General features: G+C 67.0%; 21 protein-coding genes. 12 read left to right on the plus strand and 9 right to left on the minus strand.

Annotated elements, in window-relative coordinates; genetic code table 11:
• Positions 1-158: 158 nt before the first annotated feature.
• The 6 genes from KDW55_RS21810 to mnmC form a co-directional block, all read right to left on the minus strand.
• A complete protein-coding gene (locus KDW55_RS21810; RefSeq protein ID WP_040142730.1) occupies positions 159-1,271 on the minus strand; it encodes an NADH:flavin oxidoreductase/NADH oxidase in 1,113 nt (370 codons plus the stop codon).
• A gap of 206 nt (positions 1,272-1,477) precedes the next feature.
• The gene (locus KDW55_RS21815) at positions 1,478-2,188 is read right to left on the minus strand and encodes a glutamine amidotransferase (RefSeq protein ID WP_040144846.1); all 711 of its coding nucleotides are present in this window, start codon (positions 2,186-2,188) and stop codon (positions 1,478-1,480) included.
• 28 nt (positions 2,189-2,216) lie between these two features.
• Complete coding sequence (locus KDW55_RS21820) at positions 2,217-2,855, minus strand: MarR family winged helix-turn-helix transcriptional regulator (RefSeq protein WP_040142728.1); 639 nt, start codon at positions 2,853-2,855, stop codon at positions 2,217-2,219.
• 505 nt (positions 2,856-3,360) lie between these two features.
• A complete protein-coding gene (locus KDW55_RS21825; RefSeq protein WP_040142726.1) occupies positions 3,361-4,476 on the minus strand; it encodes a YbdK family carboxylate-amine ligase in 1,116 nt (371 codons plus the stop codon).
• 14 nt (positions 4,477-4,490) lie between these two features.
• On the minus strand, positions 4,491-5,705 hold the full coding sequence (locus KDW55_RS21830) for a cation:proton antiporter (protein ID WP_040142724.1): 1,215 nt from the start codon (positions 5,703-5,705) through the stop codon (positions 4,491-4,493).
• A 681-nt stretch (positions 5,706-6,386) separates the two neighbouring features.
• Positions 6,387-8,348, minus strand: coding sequence for a bifunctional tRNA (5-methylaminomethyl-2-thiouridine)(34)-methyltransferase MnmD/FAD-dependent 5-carboxymethylaminomethyl-2-thiouridine(34) oxidoreductase MnmC (gene mnmC, locus KDW55_RS21835; protein WP_212161031.1), 1,962 nt, complete (start codon positions 8,346-8,348; stop codon positions 6,387-6,389).
• A gap of 14 nt (positions 8,349-8,362) precedes the next feature.
• On the opposite strand from mnmC, the gene KDW55_RS21840 reads away from it, so the two are divergent.
• Together KDW55_RS21840 and KDW55_RS21845 are read left to right on the plus strand one after the other, a co-directional pair.
• Positions 8,363-8,725 (plus strand): hypothetical protein, encoded by a 363-nt coding sequence (locus KDW55_RS21840; protein ID WP_144245415.1) that lies wholly within the window; start codon positions 8,363-8,365, stop codon positions 8,723-8,725.
• Between the two features lie 13 nt (positions 8,726-8,738).
• Complete coding sequence (locus KDW55_RS21845) at positions 8,739-9,017, plus strand: HU family DNA-binding protein (RefSeq protein WP_006401505.1); 279 nt, start codon at positions 8,739-8,741, stop codon at positions 9,015-9,017.
• Positions 9,018-9,149: 132 nt separating this feature from the next.
• Here KDW55_RS21845 and KDW55_RS21850 read toward each other — a convergent pair whose 3' ends face one another.
• Together KDW55_RS21850 and KDW55_RS21855 are read right to left on the minus strand one after the other, a co-directional pair.
• On the minus strand, positions 9,150-10,457 hold the full coding sequence (locus KDW55_RS21850; protein ID WP_212161030.1) for a GTP-binding protein: 1,308 nt from the start codon (positions 10,455-10,457) through the stop codon (positions 9,150-9,152).
• A 174-nt stretch (positions 10,458-10,631) separates the two neighbouring features.
• On the minus strand, positions 10,632-11,081 hold the full coding sequence (locus KDW55_RS21855; protein WP_040142718.1) for a lytic transglycosylase domain-containing protein: 450 nt from the start codon (positions 11,079-11,081) through the stop codon (positions 10,632-10,634).
• 369 nt (positions 11,082-11,450) lie between these two features.
• Here KDW55_RS21855 and gspD point away from each other — a divergent pair, with 369 nt between their 5' ends.
• Genes gspD through gspF form a run of 3 tightly spaced genes read left to right on the plus strand, consistent with a single transcriptional unit; the run spans position 11,451 to position 16,490 of the window.
• The gene (gspD, locus tag KDW55_RS21860) at positions 11,451-13,772 is read left to right on the plus strand and encodes a type II secretion system secretin GspD (RefSeq protein ID WP_059548116.1); all 2,322 of its coding nucleotides are present in this window, start codon (positions 11,451-11,453) and stop codon (positions 13,770-13,772) included.
• Positions 13,773-13,777: 5 nt separating this feature from the next.
• Positions 13,778-15,268, plus strand: coding sequence for a type II secretion system ATPase GspE (gene gspE / locus KDW55_RS21865; RefSeq protein ID WP_319000779.1), 1,491 nt, complete (start codon positions 13,778-13,780; stop codon positions 15,266-15,268).
• Between the two features lie 4 nt (positions 15,269-15,272).
• Positions 15,273-16,490 (plus strand): type II secretion system inner membrane protein GspF, encoded by a 1,218-nt coding sequence (gene gspF, locus KDW55_RS21870; protein ID WP_040142712.1) that lies wholly within the window; start codon positions 15,273-15,275, stop codon positions 16,488-16,490.
• A gap of 30 nt (positions 16,491-16,520) precedes the next feature.
• Here the strand turns inward: gspF and KDW55_RS21875 are convergent, their stop codons facing one another.
• Entirely contained in the window at positions 16,521-16,931 is a 411-nt protein-coding gene (locus KDW55_RS21875) for a type II secretion system protein N (protein WP_040142710.1), read from the minus strand.
• Between the two features lie 178 nt (positions 16,932-17,109).
• Here KDW55_RS21875 and gspG point away from each other — a divergent pair, with 178 nt between their 5' ends.
• Genes gspG through KDW55_RS21910 form a run of 7 tightly spaced genes read left to right on the plus strand, consistent with a single transcriptional unit; the run spans position 17,110 to position 22,234 of the window.
• Entirely contained in the window at positions 17,110-17,562 is a 453-nt protein-coding gene (gene gspG, locus KDW55_RS21880; RefSeq protein WP_040142708.1) for a type II secretion system major pseudopilin GspG, read from the plus strand.
• 42 nt (positions 17,563-17,604) lie between these two features.
• On the plus strand, positions 17,605-18,156 hold the full coding sequence (locus KDW55_RS21885; protein WP_212161028.1) for a GspH/FimT family pseudopilin: 552 nt from the start codon (positions 17,605-17,607) through the stop codon (positions 18,154-18,156).
• Entirely contained in the window at positions 18,153-18,560 is a 408-nt protein-coding gene (gene gspI, locus KDW55_RS21890; RefSeq protein WP_080294551.1) for a type II secretion system minor pseudopilin GspI, read from the plus strand. The genes KDW55_RS21885 and gspI overlap by 4 nt, the downstream gene beginning before the upstream one ends.
• Positions 18,538-19,218, plus strand: coding sequence for a prepilin-type N-terminal cleavage/methylation domain-containing protein (locus KDW55_RS21895; RefSeq protein WP_040142704.1), 681 nt, complete (start codon positions 18,538-18,540; stop codon positions 19,216-19,218). The genes gspI and KDW55_RS21895 overlap by 23 nt, the downstream gene beginning before the upstream one ends.
• 2 nt (positions 19,219-19,220) lie before the next feature.
• Entirely contained in the window at positions 19,221-20,333 is a 1,113-nt protein-coding gene (gspK, locus tag KDW55_RS21900; protein ID WP_212161026.1) for a type II secretion system minor pseudopilin GspK, read from the plus strand.
• A 24-nt stretch (positions 20,334-20,357) separates the two neighbouring features.
• Complete coding sequence (gene gspL, locus KDW55_RS21905; RefSeq protein ID WP_212161025.1) at positions 20,358-21,731, plus strand: type II secretion system protein GspL; 1,374 nt, start codon at positions 20,358-20,360, stop codon at positions 21,729-21,731.
• On the plus strand, positions 21,728-22,234 hold the full coding sequence (locus KDW55_RS21910) for a type II secretion system protein M (protein WP_040144843.1): 507 nt from the start codon (positions 21,728-21,730) through the stop codon (positions 22,232-22,234). The genes gspL and KDW55_RS21910 overlap by 4 nt, the downstream gene beginning before the upstream one ends.
• Positions 22,235-22,245: the final 11 nt, after the last annotated feature.

The raw sequence follows: 22,245 nt of genomic DNA on the forward strand, positions 1-22,245 counted from the left end.
GAAGACGGCCGCGTCACGGCCGGGTGTCGCGCAAAACGAAAACGCGGCACCGGGCGGTGCCGCGTCGGACCATGCGGCGAATCACCCGCATCCTACACGTTCGAGATTGCTTCGTTCAACATCGCGCGCACTATTCCGTACTCACGTGCGCACGGTGCTCAGCGCTGGCCGAATGCAATGTCGCCGAACAGCGCCTTGTGCTCGCGCGGCTGCGAACGCCAGTACTGCGGCGGCGCCGACACCTGCGCGCCGAGCTCCGCGGCCGCATGCCACGGCCAGCGCGGGTCGTACAGCATCGCCCGCGCCATTGCGACGAAATCGGCGTCGCCGGCCTCGATCAGCCGGTTCGCATGCGCGGGCTCGTTGATCAGGCCGACCGCGATCGTCGGCATCCCGACCGCCCGCTTCACTGCCTGCGCGAACGGCACCTGGTAGCCCGGCGACAGCGGAATTTTCTGCAACGGCGACACGCCGCCGGACGACACGTCGATCCAGTCGCAGCCGCGCTGCTTCAGTTCGTGCGCGAACGCGATCGTATCGTCGAGCTCCCAGCCGCCTTCGACCCAGTCGGTCGCCGACACCCGCACGCCCACCGGCCGATCCTGCGGAAACGCCGCGCGCACGATGTCGAAGATCTCGAGCGGAAAACGCATCCGGTTTTCGCGCGAGCCGCCGTATTCGTCGGTGCGCTGGTTCGCAAGCGGCGACAGGAACTGATGCAGCAGGTAACCGTGCGCCGCATGCACTTCGATCGCGTCGATGCCGATGCGCGCGGCCCGTTTCGCGGAAGCCGCAAACGCTTCGCGGATCCGGTTCAGGCCGGCTGCGTCGAGTGCGAGCGGCGGCGTCTCGCCTTCCTTGTGCGGTACGGCGGACGGCGCGTGCGGGAGCCAGCCGCCATCGGCCACCGACACGAGCTGACCGCCCTTCCACGGCACCTCGCTCGACGCCTTGCGCCCTGCATGCGACAACTGCATCGCGATGCGGACCGGCGAGTGCTTGCGGATCGCCGCGAGCACCGGCTTCAGTGCCGCTTCGGTCACGTCGTCCCACAAGCCGAGGTCGCCTGCGGTGATGCGGCCGTCTGGCTCGACCGCGGTCGCTTCGATACAGAGCAGGCCCGCGCCGGACAGTGCGAGATGGCCGAGGTGAATCATGTGCCAGTCGGTCGCCTCGCCGCGCTCGGCCGAGTACTGGCACATCGGGGAAATCACGATCCGGTTCGGAAGGGTCACGCCGCGCAGCGTGAACGGAGAAAACAGCGCAGTCATGGCAGCCGCTCGCGAGTAAACGAAAGAGCGAACGAGCGTAGCACGCGGGCTCGAAGCGTGCAGGCGGCCGGATCGGCAGTAAGCGGTTGGTCAGGTTGGGGCCGGCATGACCGCGGTCGCGCTGGCGATGCGACGCGCGCGGCACGCCGCAACCGAGCCGCACCGGCCGGCCTCGGCGCACGCTCGCGTGGTGTCACGCCGTGACTTCAAAGCCCGACGCTGTCGAGCCACTCCGCGAACATGCGGCGCGCGGCCGCCTCGAGCGTGGGGCCGTGCTGCATGGTATCGGCGCGCAGCTGGCACGCGTCGATGCCGGGCGTCGCCGCGATTTCACCGGCGTTGCCGATCAGCCAGGGTTCGAAGCGATCGGTGCGGATTTCCGGATGGCATTGCAGCGCGAGCACGTGCTGGCCCCACGCGAATGCCTGGTGACGGCATGCGGGCGTCGACGCGAGATGAATCGCGCCGCCGGGCAGGTCGAACGTATCGCCGTGCCAATGCAGCATCGACGTCGCGGCGCCGTCGAGATGGCGCATCGGCGATGCGCGGCCCGCGTCGGTGAGCGTCAGCGGCGCCCAACCGAGTTCCTTGCGCGCCGCCGGATACACGCGCGCACCGAGCGCGCGGGCAATGAACTGCGCACCGAGGCAGATACCAAAGATCGGCAACCCCGCGTCGATGCGCTGGCGCACGAGCGCCTCGAGCGGCGCGATCGATGGATACTGCGCATCGTCGTATACGCTGAGCGGGCCGCCGAGCACGACGAGCAGCGACGGCTGCAGCGCGTCGAGCACCTCGACGCGCGACGAGCCGACGTCGACATAGCGCACGCGCCGGCCGCGCTCACCGAGCACCTGCTCGAAGCTGCCGAGATCCTCGAAATGCACGTGGCGGATCGCCACGACTTCAGCGTTCATCATCGGCCTCCCGGTCGATCGACGGACGTCAGCCGGCGAAAATCTTCCAGGTCTTCTTTTGCGTCGCCGCGTCGGCTTCTTCGTGCACCGAACAGTCGAGACGCAGATCGCTGTCGGACATGCCGAGGTCGAGCGTCGCGCAGTGGTGAACTGTCTTCTTCGACGGCTTGCCCGGCTCGAAGGAGGTGCACGTGACGCACATGCGCTGCGGCGGCGTCGCACCCGCCACCTGCAGTTCGCGCAGCGTCTTCAGCAGTGCGCGATACAACGTGCTCTGCTCGTCCGCGCCGAGCTTGCCGACGGCCTTCGTCAGGAATTCCGGCCATTGCAGCGCCTTCTTCGCCGCGGTACGGCCGCGGGCCGACAGGCGCACCGCGAGCGCGCGGCCGTCGTCCAGTGCACGGCGCTTCTCGACGAGCCCCTTCGTCTCGAGCGTGCTGACCGCGTCGCTGGTGGTCGCAGCGGTGAGCTGCGTCTCGCGCGCGATCTCGCCGAGCCGCATCGGACCCTTGCGTTGCAGCAGCAGCACGAGGATCTCGCCCTGCGTCGGCGTCAGGCCTGCGCCCTCCGCCCAATCCCATGCCTGGCTTCGCATGGCCGTACTCAACCGCAGCAAGCTGTGGGTCACACGTCCCGAAGCCTGATTCCCGTAAACGCCTTCGCTCATAGTCTTTTCGCTTTGCCGCCGCCCGGACTGCCGAGCGGCCGTAGTGTGGAGATCGAATGTCTATCTCAAAACAGACGCTCGTTGAAGAGCGTCGACACGGCCGTCGCGAGGCACACGCGGCGGTCGCGTTCGCGGCGACCGGTGAGACACAGGTCGTCCCGGTGTCCGCAAAGCCGACATTCTAAGCGAGAGCGGAAAATCGCACAGCTAAGTTATCCCCTTCGTTCTGTGGAAAATCGCTGGATAACCGCATTTTTTCGTTGTGCCGCCCATCTCGACCGGCACCTTCACCGCACGCGAAAACATTTTCCCGTCCGGATCGGCAAGCGCTTCGAGCGCGCGTGTCCACCGGGTTATCCGGCCTGCAGAGCGTTGACTTTGCAGCGGAATGTACGGTTATCCACAGATTTTCAGGAGGACTGGCGACGTGGCGTGCGCGGATCGGCGCCGACCGCGGTTCAGCGAATTGCCGCGCGGTCGAGCCCGTAATCTGCAAAACATTTTTTCATTCGCGCCAGCGCAGGCACTGCTGGCGAACCGTCTCGTTCAGCGATTTCTCCTGTTTGAAAACGGTTCTCAACCACGATGCGTCGTTCACGCGCGCTTTCGCGAGCGCGCCGATCTCGTCGAGCGCCGCGCGCGAACCGAGCGCGGCCGCATGCGGGGCGATGCGGTCGAGCGTGTCGAGGATGTCTTCCGCGATTGTGCGGCGCTCGCCTGTCTGAGGATTGACGCAGGTACCCTCGAGCCCGAAGCGGCACGCCTCGAAACGGTTGAATGTGTAGACGAGATAGTCGTCTTCCGACAGCTTCAGCGGCCGGTCGGTCAGCAGGTAGCGCGCGAGCGTCTGGATGTAGCACGCGATCGCGGCGGCGCGGTCGACCGACAGCGGCGTATCCATCACGCGCACCTCGATCGTCCCGTAGCCGGGCTTCGGCCGGATGTCCCAGTAGAAGTCCTTCATCGAGTTGACGACGCCCGTGTTGACCATCTTCGTGAAGTATTCCTCGAAGCTGTCCCAGGTCAGCACGAACGGCGCGCGACCCGACAGCGGGAACGCGAACACCGAGTTCAGGCGCGCCGAATGGAAGCCCGTATCGACGTTTTGCACGAACGGCGACGATGCGGATAGCGCGATGAAATGCGGAATGAAGCGCGACATCGAGTGCAGCAGGAACAGCGCGCTGTCCGGATCGGGACAGCCGATGTGCACGTGCTGGCCGAACACGGTGAACTGCTTCGCGAGATAGCCGTACAGCTCGGAAATGTACTGGAAGCGCGGTGCGTCGTAGATCTGCCGGTCGCTCCACTGCTGGAATGCGTGCGTGCCGCCGCCGCCGAGCCCGACGTTGAGCTGGTCGGCCGCCTTCACGAGCACGTCGCGGATCGCATGCAGCTCCGTCAGCGCCTGCTCGTGCGAATGGCAGATGCCGGTCGACAGCTCGATCATGCTCTCGGTGATTTCCGGCGTGATGTTGCCGGGGAAAGTCTCGCCCTGGATCAGGCGCATCAAGTCGGACGCCGCTTTGGTGAGGTCGTAGTTGTGCGTGTTGACGACCTGGATCTCCAGTTCGACGCCGAACGTGAACGGCTCGGAATTGACGAAAGTTTCGAGTGCCATGGCAGGTTCCGGAATCAGTTTCTGTCGCTGCGTTCGCTGACCGCCGACAGGCAGCGGTAGACCACGAACGGGCTGACGAGCTGCAGGATCACGATCGTGCACATCACGATCGCGCGCAGATGCGGGTCGAAATTCGGATAGAGCTGGTAGGTGTCGTCGACCAGCAGGTACGACAGCGCGGACATCGGCGTGAGCGCGATGCCGAGCGCGACGCCTTGCTTCATCCCGAGCCCGCTCGGCTTCGCGAACACGACGACGCCGGCCAGCTTCGCGGCGAGCCGCGTGACGATCAGCGCGATTGCGAGCAGCCCGCCGAGCGCGATGTCGCCCCACGTGAACGACGTGAGCGTGAGCACGAACAGCGTCACCGTCAGCAGCCAGCCGGCCGTGCCGAAATGCTCGGGCCACAGCTGCGGACGCGCTTCGAGGTTCTTCACGATGATGCCGGCGAGCAGCAGCGTGAGCAGCGTCGACAGCTTCAGCGCCTGCGCGACCGCGATCGCGAGCATCACGAGCCCGAACAGCGCGACGAACGAATGCTCGTCGCGCATCGTCGCGGTCATGTGGCGGAACAGGTAATTGCAGGCCCGCGCGACCAGATACGCGACGATGAACGAGCCGGCGATCAGGTAGACCGGCTGCAGGATCGTCGCGAAAACGTTGCCGTACGCTTCCTGGTGGAGCCAGCTGGTGACGAGCTTGGTCAGCACGATCGCATACACGCTGTTCAGCGCGGTCAGCGTGATCAGACGCTGCGACACCTGCCCTTCCGCGCGCAGTTCCGTCTTCAGCTGGATCACCATCGACGGCGACGTCGCGATCGCGATCGCCGACAGCACCAGCGCGACCATGCCCGACACGCCGAGCGCGAGCATCACGAACAGCACGAGCACGAACGTGAGCGTCGCCTCCGCGAGGCTCGATGCGATCAGCCATGGATTGCGCCGAATCCACTTCAGGTCGAGACGGCTGCCGAGCTCGAACAGCAGCAGCCCGAGCGCGACGTCGATCAGGAGCCGCGAAGTTTCGTCGGTGCTCGCGTCGATCACGCCGAATCCGAACGACCCGGCGATCAAACCGATCACCGCATAACCGGTAATGCGAGGCAACCGCCACGCGCGATAGCACAGCTCGCCGCAAAGCCCGGCCGCGAACAACGCGAGCCCGGCCCAGAACACGGCATCCGGCGCAAGCGGCCAGTTGGGCAGGAATGAGAACGCCGACTTCATCGTGGTGACTTCTCCTTTGGAAGCAATCGCCAGCGGCGCGGATTCAAGCGTCAGAAATGAGATGCGCGCCGACTGGGTATCGCCCCGAATGTGATTGTTGTGTTCGACGACGGCGGGACATGGGATCCGCCTTTTCCGCCATCCGGCGGGTTGTCGTTCAGGCTGCCGATCTGGATTGTCGGCCTGGTGTGTGAACGGACTGCGCAGTCTCGAAGGTTCAGATTCGAAATCGTGCCGACCGTTCCATTGAAGCATGTCCGGCGCATGGCCGAACGAACGCGAAGGAAACCGATTGTGCCACAGCTTTTTCGCTCCGGAACCGACCGAATCGACTCGTGGCGCTGTGAGGCACCACAGGTCTTTGGTTTCAAAGGTTTATCTGTATATATACGTAGTAGAAGTTAACAAGGCGCGCACAGTTCTGTGGATAACTCGAGTTTACGCAACAAGATCAATGCGTTGGCGTAGCCATAACCCGTTGCACAGACTGTTCGCTCACAGCGGTTCGAGTTGAGCAACTTTTGGGCCGCTTCACAGCTGTGCCGAGTTGCCCAGTTTACGTCCACTGTGATTGCACACGGAGTACGCACGCATTTCGCGCGGTTATCCACAGCATCCCGTGGATAACATCGCGTGAAAAAATCGAAGAACTGTGAGGAGGCGCTCGACGGAATCAGCCGATCAGCCGAGGCGGCGGCCACGCAGCGCGCGGATCAGGAACCGGGCCGGATCGACGGCATCGGCGAGGTCGCGCTCGAGCGGCAGCGGTTCGCCTTCGAGTTGCGACGCGATCAACTCCGCGCCGAGAGCCGCCCACACGAGGCCGCGGGAGCCGTAGCCGAATGCGCCATAAAGGCCCGTGGTGCGCGGCAGGTCGCGCGCCTTCGCGCCGCTCAGCGCGCGCGCATTGGCGACGGCTTGCGCTTCGTCGGCGAGTGCGCCGATCACCGGCACGCGGTCGGCGACGACCCACCGGAATGCGACCCGCCCGCGCAGCGTCTCGACGTCAGGCAGCGCGCCGATCAGGCCTGGCAACAGATCGCGCACGCGCTCGATATTTTCGATATGTCCGGCGGGGCGCATTGCCGAATCGGTGTCGTCCGGCTCGAACGTCGCACCGATCAGCAGCGTGCCGTCGTCGAGCGGTACCGCGTAGCCGTCGCCGATCGCCGGGCACGGTAGCGGCGCCGTGCTGCCGGCCGGCAGCAGCGTGAGCTGACCGCGCACCGGTTGCAGCGCGACATGCCGCAGCCCGGCAAGACGCACCGCGTCGCCCGCGTTCGCGAGCACGACGACCGGCGCTTGCGCGAGTGTCGCGCCGGCCGCATCGATTGCGCGCCACGTGTCGCCATCGCGTTCGAGCCGCTCGACGGCGGCACCGGTCAGCAGTTTCAGGCGGTCGCCCGCTGCCGCGAGCTGCGCGGCGCAAACGCCAGCCGGCCAAACCGCGCCGCCGTGCGGGAACAGCAGGCCGCCGTGCGCGACCGGGAGGTTCAGATGTGCGCGGGCCGCCGCGGCGTCGAGCAGCGTGACGTAGTCGGGCGGTGCGCCAAGCGCATCGAACGCGTCGTGCATCCGCGCGAAATCGTCCGCCGATTCCGCCAGGTGGATCATCCCGTGCATGCTGCGCGCGAATGCATGACCGGCGTGTTCGAGCGCACGCCACCGTGCGAGCGCATGCAGGAAGCCGCTGCGCGTGAGCCGGCTCGCGACGTTGTCGTCGCGCGTCATCAGCGGATGGAATACACCGGCCGGATTGCCCGATGCATCTTGCGCGATCCCCTCGTGCCGTTCGATCAGCGTGACGTTCCAGCCGCGCGCGGCGAGCCGTTCGACGACCGCGCAGCCGGCCAGGCCGGCGCCGATCACGATCGCGTCGCGCGCGGCGACGGGCAACGCGCGCGGCGGTTCGTGCCGGCGCATGCGCCAGCGCGGCGCATATTCGCCGACGAGCATTGCGAACTTTCCGCCCAGGCCAGGGACCTTGCGATACGTGAAACCGGCTTCGACAAGCGCCTGCTTCACGACGCCTGCGCTTGAATACGTCGCGAAGGTCGCGTCTTCGGCAGCGACGCGTGCGAGCGCGCGGAACACGTCGGCCGACCAGAGGTCGGGGTTCTTCGCCGGCGCGAAGCCGTCCAGATAAAACGCATCGGCGCGTGCGACGAGTTTCGGCAGCGTCTCGCACGCTTCGCCGAGCGCGAGCGTGAGCACGACGCGGCCGCCGTCGAATTCGATGCGATGGAAACCGGGCACCGGTGTGGGCCACGCATCGGCCAGCATCGCGGCTTGCGCCGATATGGTTGTGTTCGCAACGATATGGGAAAGTGCCGTGCGCAGGTCGTCGCGCGTAAACGGATGCTTCTCGAACGACACGAAATGCAGCCGTTCGCAGCGTGCCGGGTCGTCGCGCCACGCGGCCCACGTCGCGAGGAAGTTGGTACCCGTGCCGAAGCCGGTCTCGACGACCGTGAACGTGCGGCGGCCCTGCCAGCGCGCCGGCAGCGCGTTGCCGGCGATGAACACGTAGTTTGCCTGGGCGAGCGCGCCCGCGACGTTGTGATAGATGTCGCCGTATGCGGGCGAGATGAGAGTGCCGTCGTCGCGAAACGCGAGCGTGGCGGGTACAAGTCGGTCGGGCATGCGAAACAAAAAACGTGGCAGCCAAGCCTGGCAAGGGTTTGCGCGGAGGCATCGGGCGCCGCGTTGGCAAAAACCAACGACGCGGCGCGCAGGCGGATCCGGCTGCGTATCCTGTCCGGTTGGCGCAGGTCAAAAAACGGGCAATCGACGATTCATTCGGCGAAATACCGATGAAAATCTTTGAAACCCTTGTCGTTATTGGGTTTGCGCTGCGCTATCATAGCAACGCCGTACCGCGGGGTGGCCGCCGGCCAAGCCGGACGGCGCGTCGCGCGGGCCAGGATTCGGCGCTGTGCCATCGGAGTCCGACTCTCGACGGCACGGTTCGCGCACGTATAATCGGCGCGTTCGCGCTGTTCGTGTCAAACCTAACCTGAAAAAGGAACCTTAATGAACAAACAGGAACTGATCGACGCCGTCGCCGCCCAAACGGGCGCCAGCAAGGCTCAAACCGGCGAAACGCTGGACACGCTGCTCGAAGTAATCAAGAAAGCCGTGTCGAAGGGTGATGCGGTTCAGCTGATCGGCTTCGGCAGCTTCGGTTCGGGCAAGCGCGCAGCACGTACGGGCCGCAACCCGAAGACCGGCGAAACCATCAAGATCCCGGCAGCCAAGACGGTCAAGTTCACGGCTGGCAAGGCGTTCAAGGACGCCGTCAACAAGCGTTAATCCAGCGCCTGTTCCAGGAAAAAAACCCGCCTTCGGCGGGTTTTTTGTTGGCGCGCGCGGCATTTTCGCCACAGTTCGCGCCACTCTTTCAAGATTTAACGGTTTCGTTTTGCGAGCGGTTTTTACCGCGCATTACGCGTGAACGATCTGCGCGTCGGGATCGTCGTCATGCGCGTCCACGTCCCACACCGGGAACGGATCGTCGAACGCAGCCCAGTGTGCGGCACCGAGCGCAAACTCCGCATCGGTGAGCAGGCATGCGTCGAGTTTCGCGCGCCAGGCGTCGACATCGAGCCCGATGCCGATCAGCACGAGTTCCTGACGGCGATCGCCGATCGAGCGATCGTCGAGGTCACCCTGCCACTCCGTGCGAATTTCGGCGAGCAGCTCGTCGTCGTCCGGCCATTCCGCGCGATCCTGCGCGGCCCACCAGAGGCCTGCGGGGCCGTGCCGGCACACGCCGCCCGCCTGCGACAGCGAACCCGCGATGTCGTTTCGCGTGGCGAGCCAGAAGAAGCCTTTGCTGCGCAGCACGCCCGGCCACTCCTGATGCAGCAGCGCCCAGAGCCGCGCCGGGTGAAACGGCCGGCGCGCGCGGTAAACAAAATTGCCGATGCCGAATTCGTCGGCTTCGCCGTGCACGTGCGCATGATGCGGATCGTGGCACTCGGGGTCGTCGCAATGCGTGTGATCGTGATCGAGCGACGCGAGCCAGCCCGGTGCGTTCGCTGCTTCGTCGAAATCGAAGCGGCCGGTATTCAGCACTTCGTCGAGCGGCACGTTGCCGAACGTCGACACGACCTGATGCGCGCGCGGGTTGAGGCGCGCGAGGATGTGCTGCAACCGCGCGAGATCGTCGGGTGCGACGAGATCGGCCTTGTTGATCACCAGCACGTCGCAGAATTCGATCTGCTCGATCAGCAATTCGACGAGCGTACGGTCGTCTTCGTCCGACGCGGCAATGCCGCGCGCCGCGAGTGCATCGTCGGAACCGTAATCGCGCAGGAAGTTGTACGCATCGACCACGGTGACGAGCGTGTCGAGCCGCGCAATGCTCGACAGCGATGCACCGTCGTCGTCGACGAACGTGAACGTTTCGGCGATCGGCATCGGCTCCGCGATGCCGGTCGACTCGATCACGATCGCATCGAAGCGGCCGTCCGCCGCGAGATTGCGGATCTCGACGAGCAGATCGTCGCGCAGCGTGCAGCAGATACAGCCGTTCGACATCTCGACGAGACGCTCCTCAACGTGCGACAGCGCCTGCGCATCGCGCACGACCGACGCGTCGATGTTGACGGCCGCGAGGTCGTTGACGATCACGGCGACCTTCAGCCCTGCACGGTTCGCGAGGATGTGATTGAGCAGCGTGGTCTTGCCGGCGCCGAGGAAACCGGACAGCACGGTGACGGGCAACGGCTGGTTCATTGCCGGAATCATAACGATTTGCACCAACGGAAAGGATGAAAAAGCGGCCGCGGCGCCCTGGCGGGGCGCGATCGGCCCGGAGCCGGTCGCCCCGGAGCGCATCGAAATCGCCGCGTGAGACCCGCATTGTGCATCAAACGCGCGGCGCTCGAGCGGCCCGGCGTCAGCCCGCGGGTCGCCGCGGCGTCATTGCTCGGGCGGCAGCAGCTTCCATTGCGACAGGATTCCGGCGATCTGCCGCGCATACTTGTCGCGCAGCGACGGCGTTTCAGAATGATAGGCGCCGACGGCCTGCCACGTGTTGCCGTAGCGATTCATCTTCTGGCGCAGATGCCACGCGGCGATATAGACGTTCTTGCACGGCTCCATCAGCGTGTCGCGGCCGATGCCGTAGCGCGACAGCGTTGGCAGATGGATCGAGTTGATCTGCATCAGCCCGTAATCGACGGAGCCGTTCGTATTCTTGTTCAGCGCATCGGGGCGATTGCGCGATTCCTGCCACGCGATCGCGCGCAGGATCAGCGGATTGACCTTTTGATATCGCGCCGCCTCGTCGAAACAATCCGCGCGAGCGTTTCCGCAGGCGAACCACACGCCGGCGGCAATCAACGCAATCGAAGCGAACCGTCTCTTCATGGTGCGAAAACGATAAGGGAATGATGCACGGGTCGGGAAAACCCGTGCCCGTGATTCGTACGACTGGCAACCCGCCGCCCGTATCATACCGACAGTCCGTCGCGTTGCGACAGTGGGCCAGACGGCAGCCCGTTTATAGCGCATTTCCGGGTCGATTCATCGCAAAAGGGGCGGCGATGGCCGGAATGTCGATACGGCGCCACAAGCTTACATATTGCATACGCCGTGCCGAATGGATGTCGTATGTGAGACAGTCCTCGGATCAATGTGATATTCCGGACATGAAAAACTGCTAATGTCGCCTCTTTAGGACTTGGATCCCAGCACTACCGCCGGAAGTGGCCCGAGCCGGCATCGACCCATTCATCCATGACAAGAAATCGCTTCGTTATGCGGCGCGTCGCCACGACTCTGATCGTCGCGGGCATCATCGTTTCGCAGGCCGCCTACGCCCAGGTGACGCTCAATTTCGTGAATGCGGACATCGACCAGGTCGCCAAGGCGATCGGCGCCGCAACCGGCAAGACCATCATCGTCGACCCCCGCGTGAAGGGGCAGCTCAATCTTGTGGCCGAACGGCCGGTGCCGGAGGGCCAGGCGCTGAAGACGCTTCAGTCGGCGCTGCGGATGCAGGGCTTCGCGCTCGTGCAGGACCACGGCGTGCTGAAGGTCGTGCCCGAAGCCGATGCGAAGCTGCAGGGCGTGCCGACCTACGTCGGCAATGCGCCGCAGGCGCGCGGCGACCAGGTCATCACGCAGGTGTTCGAACTGCACAATGAATCGGCGAACAACCTGCTGCCGGTGCTGCGGCCGCTGATCTCGCCGAACAACACGGTTACCGCGTACCCGGCGAACAACACGATCGTCGTCACCGACTACGCGGACAACGTGCGCCGCATCGCGCAAATCATCGCGGGCGTCGACAGCGCCGCGGGCGCGCAGGTGCAGGTCGTGCCGCTGCGCAACGCGAACGCGATCGATCTCGCCGCGCAAATGCAAAAGATGCTCGACCCGGGCGCGATCGGCAACAGCGACGCGACGCTGAAAGTGTCGGTCACGGCCGATCCGCGCACGAACTCGCTGATGCTGCGCGCGTCGAGCGGCGCGCGTCTGGCCGCTGCGAAACGCCTCGCGCAGCAGCTCGACGCGCCGAGCGCGGTGCCCGGCAACATGCACGTCGTGCCGCTGCGCAACGCCGACGCGGTCAAGCTCGCGAAGACACTGCGCGGGATGCTCGGCAAGGGCGGCAACGACAGCGGCTCGTCGGCGTCGTCCAACGATGCGAACAGCTTCAACCAGAACGGCGGCTCGTCGTCGAGCGGCAACTTCTCGACCGGCACGTCGGGCACCCCGCCGCTGCCGTCGGGCGGCCTCGGCGGCTCGTCGTCGTCGTACGGCAACGGCTCGTCGTCCGCAGGCGGCCTGGGCAGCGGCGGCCTGCTTGGCGGCGACAAGGACAAGGGCGACGACAACCAGCCGGGCGGGATGATCCAGGCCGATGCGGCGACCAACTCGCTGATCATCACCGCGCCGGATCCGGTGTACCGGAATCTGCGCTCGGTGATCGACCAGCTCGATGCGCGGCGCGCGCAGGTCTACATCGAAGCGCTGATCGTCGAGCTGAACTCGACGACGCAGGGCAACCTCGGCATCCAGTGGCAGGTGGCGAGCGGCCAGTTCCTCGGCGGCACGAACCTGAACCCGACGTCCGGCCTCGGCAACAGCATCATCAATCTGACGGCGGGCACCGCGGGCGCCACGACGCCCGGGCTGGCCGCCAATCTCGGGACGCTGAGCCAGGGCCTCAACATCGGCTGGCTGCACAACATGTTCGGGGTGCAGGGGCTCGGCGCGCTACTGCAGTATTTCTCCGGCGTGAGCGACGCAAACGTGCTGTCGACGCCGAACCTGATCACGCTCGACAACGAGGAAGCGAAGATCGTCGTCGGCCAGAACGTGCCGATCGCGACCGGCTCCTATTCGAACCTGACGAGCGGCACGACGAGCAATGCGTTCAACACGTACGATCGCCGCGACGTCGGCCTGACGTTGCACGTGAAGCCGCAGATCACCGACGGCGGGATCCTGAAGCTGCAGCTCTATACCGAGGATTCGGCGGTCGTCGCCGGCACGACGAGCGCGCAGACGGGGCCGACCTTCACGAAGCGTTCGATCCAGTCGACGATCCTCGCGGACAACGGCGAGATCATCGTGCTCGGCGGCTTGATGCAGGACAACTACCAGGTGTCGAACAGCAAGGTGCCGCTGCTCGGCGACATCCCGTGGATCGGCCAGCTGTTCCGCTCGGAAACGAAGCAGCGCGCGAAAACCAACCTGATGGTGTTCCTGCGCCCGGTGATCATTACCGATCGCAACGTCGCGCAGGAAGTCACGGCGAATCGCTACGACTACATCCAGGGCGTGACGGGCGCGTACAAGTCCGACAACAACGTGATGCGCGACAAGGACGACCCGGTCGTCCCGCCGATGCCGATCGGACCGAGCCAGGGCGGCACGCCCGCGGGCAACCTGTTCGACCTCGACAAGATGCGCCGCCAGCAGGCGCAGCGCCAGGTGGCGCCCGTCCCTGCGCAGCCGCTGCCGGAGCAGACGCCCGTGCAGCCGCAAAGCGTGCCGCAGCAGTCGGTGCCGCAGCAACCGCTGACCGCCACGCCGGGAGCCACGCAGTGAGCGACGTGCTCGCGTCTTCAGCCGCAGACGGTGCGCCGGGCGAACGGCAGCCGCCGTCGCCGCTCGCCGCTCGCCTGCTGCCGTACGGCTTCGCGAAAAGTGGCCAGGTACTGATTGCGCACCAGCTCGACGACACGCTCGAGGTGTGGATCAGCGAACGCACGAACGATGCGGCGCTCGCCGAAATCGCGCGCAACTTCGGCTCGATCTCCGTGCACCGTGTGCCGGCCGACGAGCTCGCGCAGGCGATCAACCACGCGTATGCGCGCCAGGACGGCAGCGCCGCGCAGATCGTCGGCGAAGTCGAGGGCGAAGTCGACCTGTCGCGGCTGATGCAGGACATCCCCGAGGTCGAGGATCTGCTCGAGTCGGAAGACGACGCGCCGATCATCCGGATGATCAACGCACTGCTCACGCAGGCGGCGCGCGAGCAGGCGTCGGACATTCACATCGAGCCGTTCGAGAACGCGTCGGTCGTGCGCTTTCGCGTCGACGGCACGCTGCGCGACGTCGTGCGCCCGAAAAAGGCGCTGCACGGCGCGCTGATCTCGCGGATCAAGATCATGGCGCAGCTCGACATCGCCGAGAAGCGCCTGCCACAGGACGGTCGCATCACGCTGCGCGTCGGCGGCCGGCCGGTCGACGTGCGCGTGTCGACGCTGCCGACCGGGCACGGCGAACGCGCGGTGCTGCGTTTGCTGGAGAAGGACGCGCAGCGGCTGAACCTCGAAGCGCTCGGGATGGGCCGCGACACGCTCGTGCAATTCGACAAGCTGATCGGCCGCCCGCACGGGATCGTACTGGTGACGGGCCCGACCGGCTCGGGCAAGACGACGACGCTGTATGCGTCGATGTCGCGCCTCGAAACGGCGACGACGAACATCATGACCGTCGAGGATCCGATCGAATACGACCTGTCCGGCATCGGCCAGACGCAGGTGAACGAGCGGATCGGGATGACGTTCGCGCGGGCGTTGCGCTCGATCCTGCGTCAGGATCCGGACGTGATCATGATCGGCGAGATCCGCGACCTCGAAACCGCGCAGATCGCGGTGCAGGCGTCGCTGACCGGCCACCTCGTGCTCGCGACGCTGCACACGAACGACGCCGCGTCGGCCGTCACGCGCCTGACCGACATGGGCGTCGAGCCGTACCTGCTCGCGTCGTCGCTGCTCGGCGTGCTCGCGCAGCGCCTGGTGCGCCAGCTCTGCCCGGTGTGCAAGGAGGAGCGGCACGAGGACGGCCGCGCCGTATGGCATCCGGTTGGCTGCGCGAAGTGCGGACACTCGGGTTACGCGGGCCGGCGCGGCGTGTACGAGCTGCTGGTGATCGACGATTCGATCCGCTCGCTGATCCACCGCAACGCGGCCGATGCTGAAATTCTCGCCGCGGGCCGCGCGCAAGGAATGCGCACGCTGCGCGACGACGCCGAGCGCTGGCTCGCGGCCGGTGCGACGTCGCTCGAGGAAGTGCTGCGCGTGACGGGAGGCGCATAGCGCGATGCCGGCATTCCGTTTCGAAGCCATCGATTCGGCGGGGCGCGCGCAGAAAGGCGTGGTCGATGCCGACAGCGCGCGCGCCGCGCGCGGGCAGCTGCGCACGCAGGGGCTCACGCCGCTCGTCGTCGAGCCGGCCGCGAGCGCGGGCCGCGGCGCGCGTTCGCAGCGTCTTGCGTTCGGCCGCAAGCTGTCGCAGCGCGAGCAGGCGATCCTCACGCGCCAGCTCGCGAGCCTGCTGATCGCGGGGCTGCCGCTCGACGAAGCGCTCGGCGTGCTCACCGAGCAGGCCGAGCGCGACTACATCCGCGAACTGATGGCCGCGATCCGCGCCGAAGTGCTCGGCGGCCATTCGCTCGCGAATGCGCTCGGCCAGCATCCGCGCGACTTTCCGGAAATCTACCGCGCGCTCGTCGCGGCGGGCGAGCATACGGGCAAGCTCGGCATCGTGCTGTCGCGCCTGGCCGACTACATCGAACAGAGCAACGCGCTGAAGCAGAAAATCCTGCTCGCGTTCACGTATCCGGGCATCGTCACGCTGATCGCGTTCGGCATCGTCACGTTTCTGCTGAGCTACGTGGTACCGCAGGTCGTCAACGTGTTCGCGAGCACGAAGCAGCAGCTGCCGCTGCTGACGATCCTGATGATGGCGCTTTCGGACTTCGTGCGGCATTGGTGGTGGGCGATCCTGATCGCGGTCGCGCTCGTCGTGTGGTTCGTGAAGGCGACGCTGTCGCGCGTCGGGCCCAGGCTCGCGTTCGACCGCTGGGTGCTGACCGCGCCGCTCGCGGGCAAGCTCGTGCGCGGCTACAACACGGTGCGTTTCGCGAGCACGCTCGGCATTCTCACCGCGGCCGGCGTGCCGATCCTGCGCGCGTTGCAGGCGGCCGGCGAGACGCTGTCGAACCGCGCGATGCGCGCGAACATCGACGATGCGATCGTGCGCGTGCGCGAAGGCTCCGCGCTGTCGCGCGCGCTGAACAACGTGAAGACGTTTCCGCCGGTGCTCGTGCACCTGATCCGTTCCGGCGAAGCGACGGGCGACGTGACGACGATGCTCGATCGCGCGGCCGAAGGCGAGGCACGCGAGCTCGAGCGGCGCACGATGTTCCTCACGAGCCTGCTCGAGCCGCTGCTGATCCTGGCGATGGGCGGGATCGTGCTCGTGATCGTGCTGGCCGTGATGCTGCCGATCATCGAGCTGAACAACATGGTGCAGTAACGGCCCGACCGCCTGTCAGGCCGCCCCCGTTCAGCGCATGTAGATCGCCGGGGACGGCGTGTTGGCGGGGAGCTGGACTTCGGCGCGGGCGCCGTTGCGGTCGATGACGATCGAGCGGCTGCGGACTTCGGCGAGCTTCGCGCCGGGCGTGAGCTCCGCGCCGAGCGACACGGCGCGCGGCGGTTCGCCGCCGATGCCGACGATCGCGGCGCCGCCATGATCGAGCGCGAGAATGCCGAACAGGTGGATGTCCTGGACGGGATTCTTGTCGAGCTGTCCGCCGAAGAGCGCGGCGGCGTCCTCGGTGCGGATCGGCAGCCGCGCGGCGGCGGCGGGCAGCGGCGCTTCGCGTGCGGACAGCGTGACGACCCAGTAAGTGGCCGTCGCGCACAAACCCGCGAAGAGGGCAAGGGAGAGGATCCGGATCGAGAGCGCGTTCATGCGCGCTATTGTACGGATCAATATGAAATTTGCGTTGGGTGAAAGCCCTCGGCAAAGCGCGCCTTACAATGCGTGCTCCGCGCCCCGGGTATCGGAAGCTTGCCGTCAGGCACGCATGCCGTGATCCGCAGGGTGCGTCACTCAATCGACGACATTTTTTGGAAAGAGGTAGTCAGTCATGCAAACGTGGATCACTCGCCGCAATGCGGCCGTGCGCCGTCAGCGCGGTTTCACGCTGATCGAGATCATGGTGGTGGTCGCGATCCTCGGGATCCTGGCGGCACTGATCGTGCCGAAGATCATGAGCCGTCCCGACGAGGCGCGCCGCATCGCCGCGAAGCAGGACATCGGCACGATCATGCAGGCGCTCAAGCTGTACCGTCTCGACAACGGCCGCTATCCGACGCAGGAACAGGGCCTGAACGCGCTGATCCAGAAGCCGACCACCGACCCGATCCCGAACAACTGGAAGGACGGCGGCTATCTCGAGCGCCTGCCGAACGATCCGTGGGGCAACGGGTACAAGTACCTGAATCCGGGCGTGCACGGCGAGATCGACGTGTTCAGCTACGGCGCCGACGGCAAGGAAGGCGGCGAAGGGAACGACACCGACATCGGGTCGTGGCAGTAAGCACGCGCTGACCGGCCCCGCGTTCTCCCCGCTCCGAGTTTCATGCCCGCCCTTCGCACGCCCCTGCGCTCCGCTCGCGCTCGCCGCGCCGCCCGCGACCGCCGCGTGCGTTGCGTGGAGCGCGGCGCGACCGTGACCGCGGCACGTGCGCGCGGATTCACGCTGCTCGAGATGCTGGTCGTGCTCGTGATCGCGGGCTTGCTTGTGTCGCTCGCGTCGCTGTCGCTGACGCGCAATCCACGCACGGACCTGCGCGAGGAAGCGCAGCGCATCGCGCTGCTGTTCGAGACGGCTGGCGACGAAGCGCAGGTGCGCGCGCGTCCGATCGCGTGGCAACCGACTGCGCACGGTTTCCGTTTCGAGGTGAGCTCGCCCGATGGCTGGCGCATGCTGCGCGACGACGTGCTGCGCGCGCGGGACTGGGACGGCGGCGTCACCGGCGCCGACATCGACTATCCCGGGTCGGACACGCGCGCGAGCCGCGTCGTGTTCGGTACGGAAAGCATCGACACGCCGGTGCGCGTGACGCTGCATTCGGCGGTCGGCAGCGCGACGATCGTCGGTACCGGCAACGGCCGCTATGAGGTGCAATGACGATGCGTCGTCGCCTGCCCCTCCCCGCTTCCTGTTCCCAAGGCTTCACGATGATCGAGGTGCTGGTCGCGCTGGCGATCATCGCGGTCGCGCTCGCCGCGTCGATCCGCGCGGTCGGTACGATGGCGACCAACGCCTCCGATCTCCATCGCCGGCTGCTCGCCGGCTGGAGCGCCGACAACGCGCTCGCGCAACTGCGCCTCACGCATGCGTGGCCGGAAGTCGGCGAGCAGAGTTTCGATTGTTCGCAGGGCAACGTGCAGCTCGTGTGCACGCAGCGTGTGAGCACGACGCCGAACCCGGTGTTCCGGCGCGTGCAGGTATCGGTGAGCATGCCGGGGCACGCCGGCGTGCTCGCGCAAATGGTGACGGTGGTCGCGAATGAAACCAGCCGTCCGCTCTGATGTGCCGCCGCGGCGCCGCCGCGCGCGGGGCTTCACGTTGATCGAGCTGATGATCGCGATCGCGATCCTCGCGGTGGTCGCGATCCTGTCGTGGCGCGGGCTCGACCAGATCATGCGCGGCCGCGACAAGGTCGCGTCCGCGATGGAAGACGAGCGCGTGTTCGCGCAGATGTTCGACCAGATGCGCATCGACGCGCGGCTCGCCGCGACCGACGACGAAGCCGGCCAGCCGGCGATCGGGGTCGCCGGCAATACGCTGCAGATCGTCCGCAACCTCGACGTGCCGGGCGCCGCGCCGCGGCTGCAGGTGATTCGCTACCGGATCGCCGGCGGACGCGTCGTGCGCTATGCATCGCCGCCGCTCGACGACGCGAACCGTCTGCGCGACGTGCTCAAGGACAGCGGCGTCGACGGCTGGAGCTGGGTCGCGCTGATGGGCGGCGTCGGCGCGATCGATGCGAAGCTGTACGTGCCGCGCGTCGGCTGGACCACGAACCTGCAGGCGGCCAACGACGCGCTGTCGCAGAACAACGACGCGCTGAAGGTGCCGCAGATCGGCAACGCGCCGCCGGCGCGCGCGGTCACGGGGTTGCAGGTAAGCATTGGCGCGACGTCGCTGCGCGTCCCCGTCACGCGCATCTTCCTCGTCGGGGAATGACGATGCGCGCGCGTCTTCATCGGTCCCGCCGCCCCGCTCGTGCACCCGTGCGCGCGCGCCGCGAGCGCGGCGCGGCGATCATCACCGCCCTGCTCGTCGTTGCGCTGTCGGCGATTCTCGTGTCCGGGATGCTGTGGCGCCAGCAGGTGCAGATCCGCCGCATCGAGAACCAGCGCGTGATCGCGCAGGCGCAGTGGGTCGCGCGCGGCGCGCTCGACTGGACGCGCATGATCCTGCGCTCCGAAGGCGATACGGCGCCCGGCATCACGTATCTGGGCGGAATCTGGGCTGTGCCGATCGCGAAGACCAAGCTGTCGGACTTCCTCGGCCGGATCGGTGCGCCGAACGACAGCGGCGGCGAAGACACCTACATTTCCGGATCGATCGAGGACGCGCAGGCGAAGTACAACCTGCGCAATCTCGTGTCGTCGCCGGCGCCCGGCGTGCTGCAGCTCAACGCGATGCAGCTGCAGGCCTTCCAGCGGCTGCTCGCGACGCTCGGCTACGACGGCGCGTTCGCGAAGCGGATCGCGCTGCAGATGCGGGCGGGGCTGATGCATTCGGCCACGCGCTTCCAGACGCCGACGCTGCCGGGCGCCGCGACGGCCGCGACCGCGCCGGTGCCCGGCGGCGACATGACCGGCAACTTCACCGACGAGCCCGGCATGTCCGACAGCGACCGCGGGCCCGCACCGCTCGTGATGACGAGCGTCGACAGCCTGCTCGACGTCGATGGCGTCACACCTGAAATGGTCGCGCGTCTGCGGCCGTTCGTCACCGTGCTGCCGACCACGACGCCGGTGAACATGAACACCGCGCCGGCCGAGGTGATCGCGGCGCTGGTGCCGGGGATGAGCGTGTCGTCCGCGCAGGCGCTCGTGTCGCGCCGGGAAACCGTGTTTTTCCGCAACGTCGGCGACGTACAGCTCGCATTGCGCGGCGCCGGCGCGCCGAACGCGACGATCGACTCGAGCCTCGTCGACGTGAATTCCAGTTATTTCATCGTGCATGGCAGGATCCAGCACGATCGCGCGGAGGTCGATCGGACTTCGCTCGTGTATCGTGATCCGACCACGCATTCGACGCGGGTCGTGCGCATCCGCGACCAGCTATAACGACGCCATTCGGGAGAGGAGCTCTTGAGCACGCTGATTGTTTCTTTGCCGCCGCGCGAGCCGGCCGCGCCATTGCAGGAGTGGCAGTGGCCGGAGCTGCCGTTTACGCTCGTGGACAAGGCCGGCCAGGTGCAGCGCGCGGGCCGTGCCGCGCTCGCGCTGCTGCCGCGCGCGAACGCGACGCTGCTGATCGTCGCCGCGCGCGACGTGCTGCTGCTCGCCGCGACCGTGCCGCCGCTCAAGGGGCCGAAGCTGCGCCAGGCGCTGCCGAACATCGTCGAGGATCAGCTGATTCAGGATCCGCTCGGCTGCCATATCGCGCTCGACCCGGTTGCGCTGCCCGACGGCCGCCGCGTGCTGGCCGTTGTCGACCGCGCGTGGTTCCGCGCAATCTGCGACGCGTTCGCCGCGGCCGGCCACCGCCACGTGAGCGCGGTGCCCGCGACGCGCTGCCTGCCCGCACCGCGTGCGCAGGCGGCGGGCGCCGTGCCGCCCGCGCCCGTCGATGGTGAGCTCCCGCAGCCCGATCCGGTCACCGTGGCGAGCGAGCCGCCCGCGCGCGCGCCGGCGGTGGCCGCGGTGCTCGGCATTGCGACGTCGGTCGAACCGGCGCTCGTCGAAGCGGGCGCGCAGCCGGCCGCGGCCGGTGCGCCGCGTCTCGAGCTCGCGATCGCGCGCGGCGCGCTCGGCGAAGGCTTCGCCGCGCCCGCGTCGCGGGCCGCCGGTACATTGGCCGCGCTTGCGGGGGGCGCCGACGTCGAACTGTACGAACTCGGCGAACCGGGTGCGGAGCCGCGTCTCGCGTCGGCCGGACGCGCGGACGGCCCGTTGCTGCCGGGCGCGCAGCCGCTGTCGTTCGACGCGTTCGCGCGTCGCGCGCTGACCGAGCGCTTCGATCTGTGCCAGTTCGAATTCGAGTCGCAGCCGTGGCGCTTCGATCGCGCGACGGTGAAGCGGCTGCGCGTGCCGATTGCGCTCGCTGCCGCAACGCTCGGCGTCGCGGTGATCGGGATGAATCTGCATTGGTGGAAGCTGTCGCGCGAACGCGATGCGCTGTCCGCGCAGATCACCGAGACGCTGCTGTCCGCGTTTCCGAAGACGACGACGGTGCTCGATCCGCCCGCGCAGATGCAGCGCCAGCTCGACCAGTTGCGGCTTGCGGCGGGCGAGCTGTCGCCGAACGATTTCCTCGCGCTGTCGAGCGGACTGTCGCGTTCGATGGGCGCGCTGCCGCTGAACGGCATCGCGTCGCTCGATTATCACGACCGGCGGCTCGACGTCGGCTTCAAGCCGGAGGTCAAGGTCGACCCCGATTTCCCGCAGCGTCTCGCGCGCAACGGGCTGGCCGGCGAAGTCGACAGCAGTACCGGCAAATGGACGATCCGGAGCCGCTCATGAACACCGCACAACTGAATCAGACGCTCGCGCAGTTCTGGGGCGAGCGCACGCCGCGCGAACGCATGCTGCTCGGCTGGGGCGGCGCCGTGCTGGCCGTCGCCATCGCGTATTCGGTGCTGTGGGCGCCTGCGCAGGAAGGCCGCGCGCGCATTCGCAGCGAATTGCCGACGATGCGCCGCGAGCTCGCGCAGATGACCGCGCAGGCCAACGAGGCGAAGTCGCTGACGGCGGCCGCGCAGGGCGTTGCGCCGACCGGCCTCGCGCTGAAGGATGCGCTCACCGCATCGTTGTCCGACCACGGGCTGCAGGGCGCGCAGTTGCAGGTCGTCGGCAACGGCGTGCAGATCCAGATGAAGAACGTGCCGTTCCCGGTGTGGACGCAGTGGCTCGACGACGCGCGCCGGCAGTTCAAGGTGCAGGTCGGCGAAGCGCACGTGACCGCACTGAAGGAAGACGGCCAGGTCGACCTGACGGCCGTGATGCAACCGTCGACGCAGAAATGACGCAGTGGACG

The sequence above is a fragment of the Burkholderia sp. AU19243 genome (assembly GCF_018148075.1).
Taxonomy (GTDB): Bacteria; Pseudomonadota; Gammaproteobacteria; order Burkholderiales; family Burkholderiaceae; genus Burkholderia; species Burkholderia latens_A.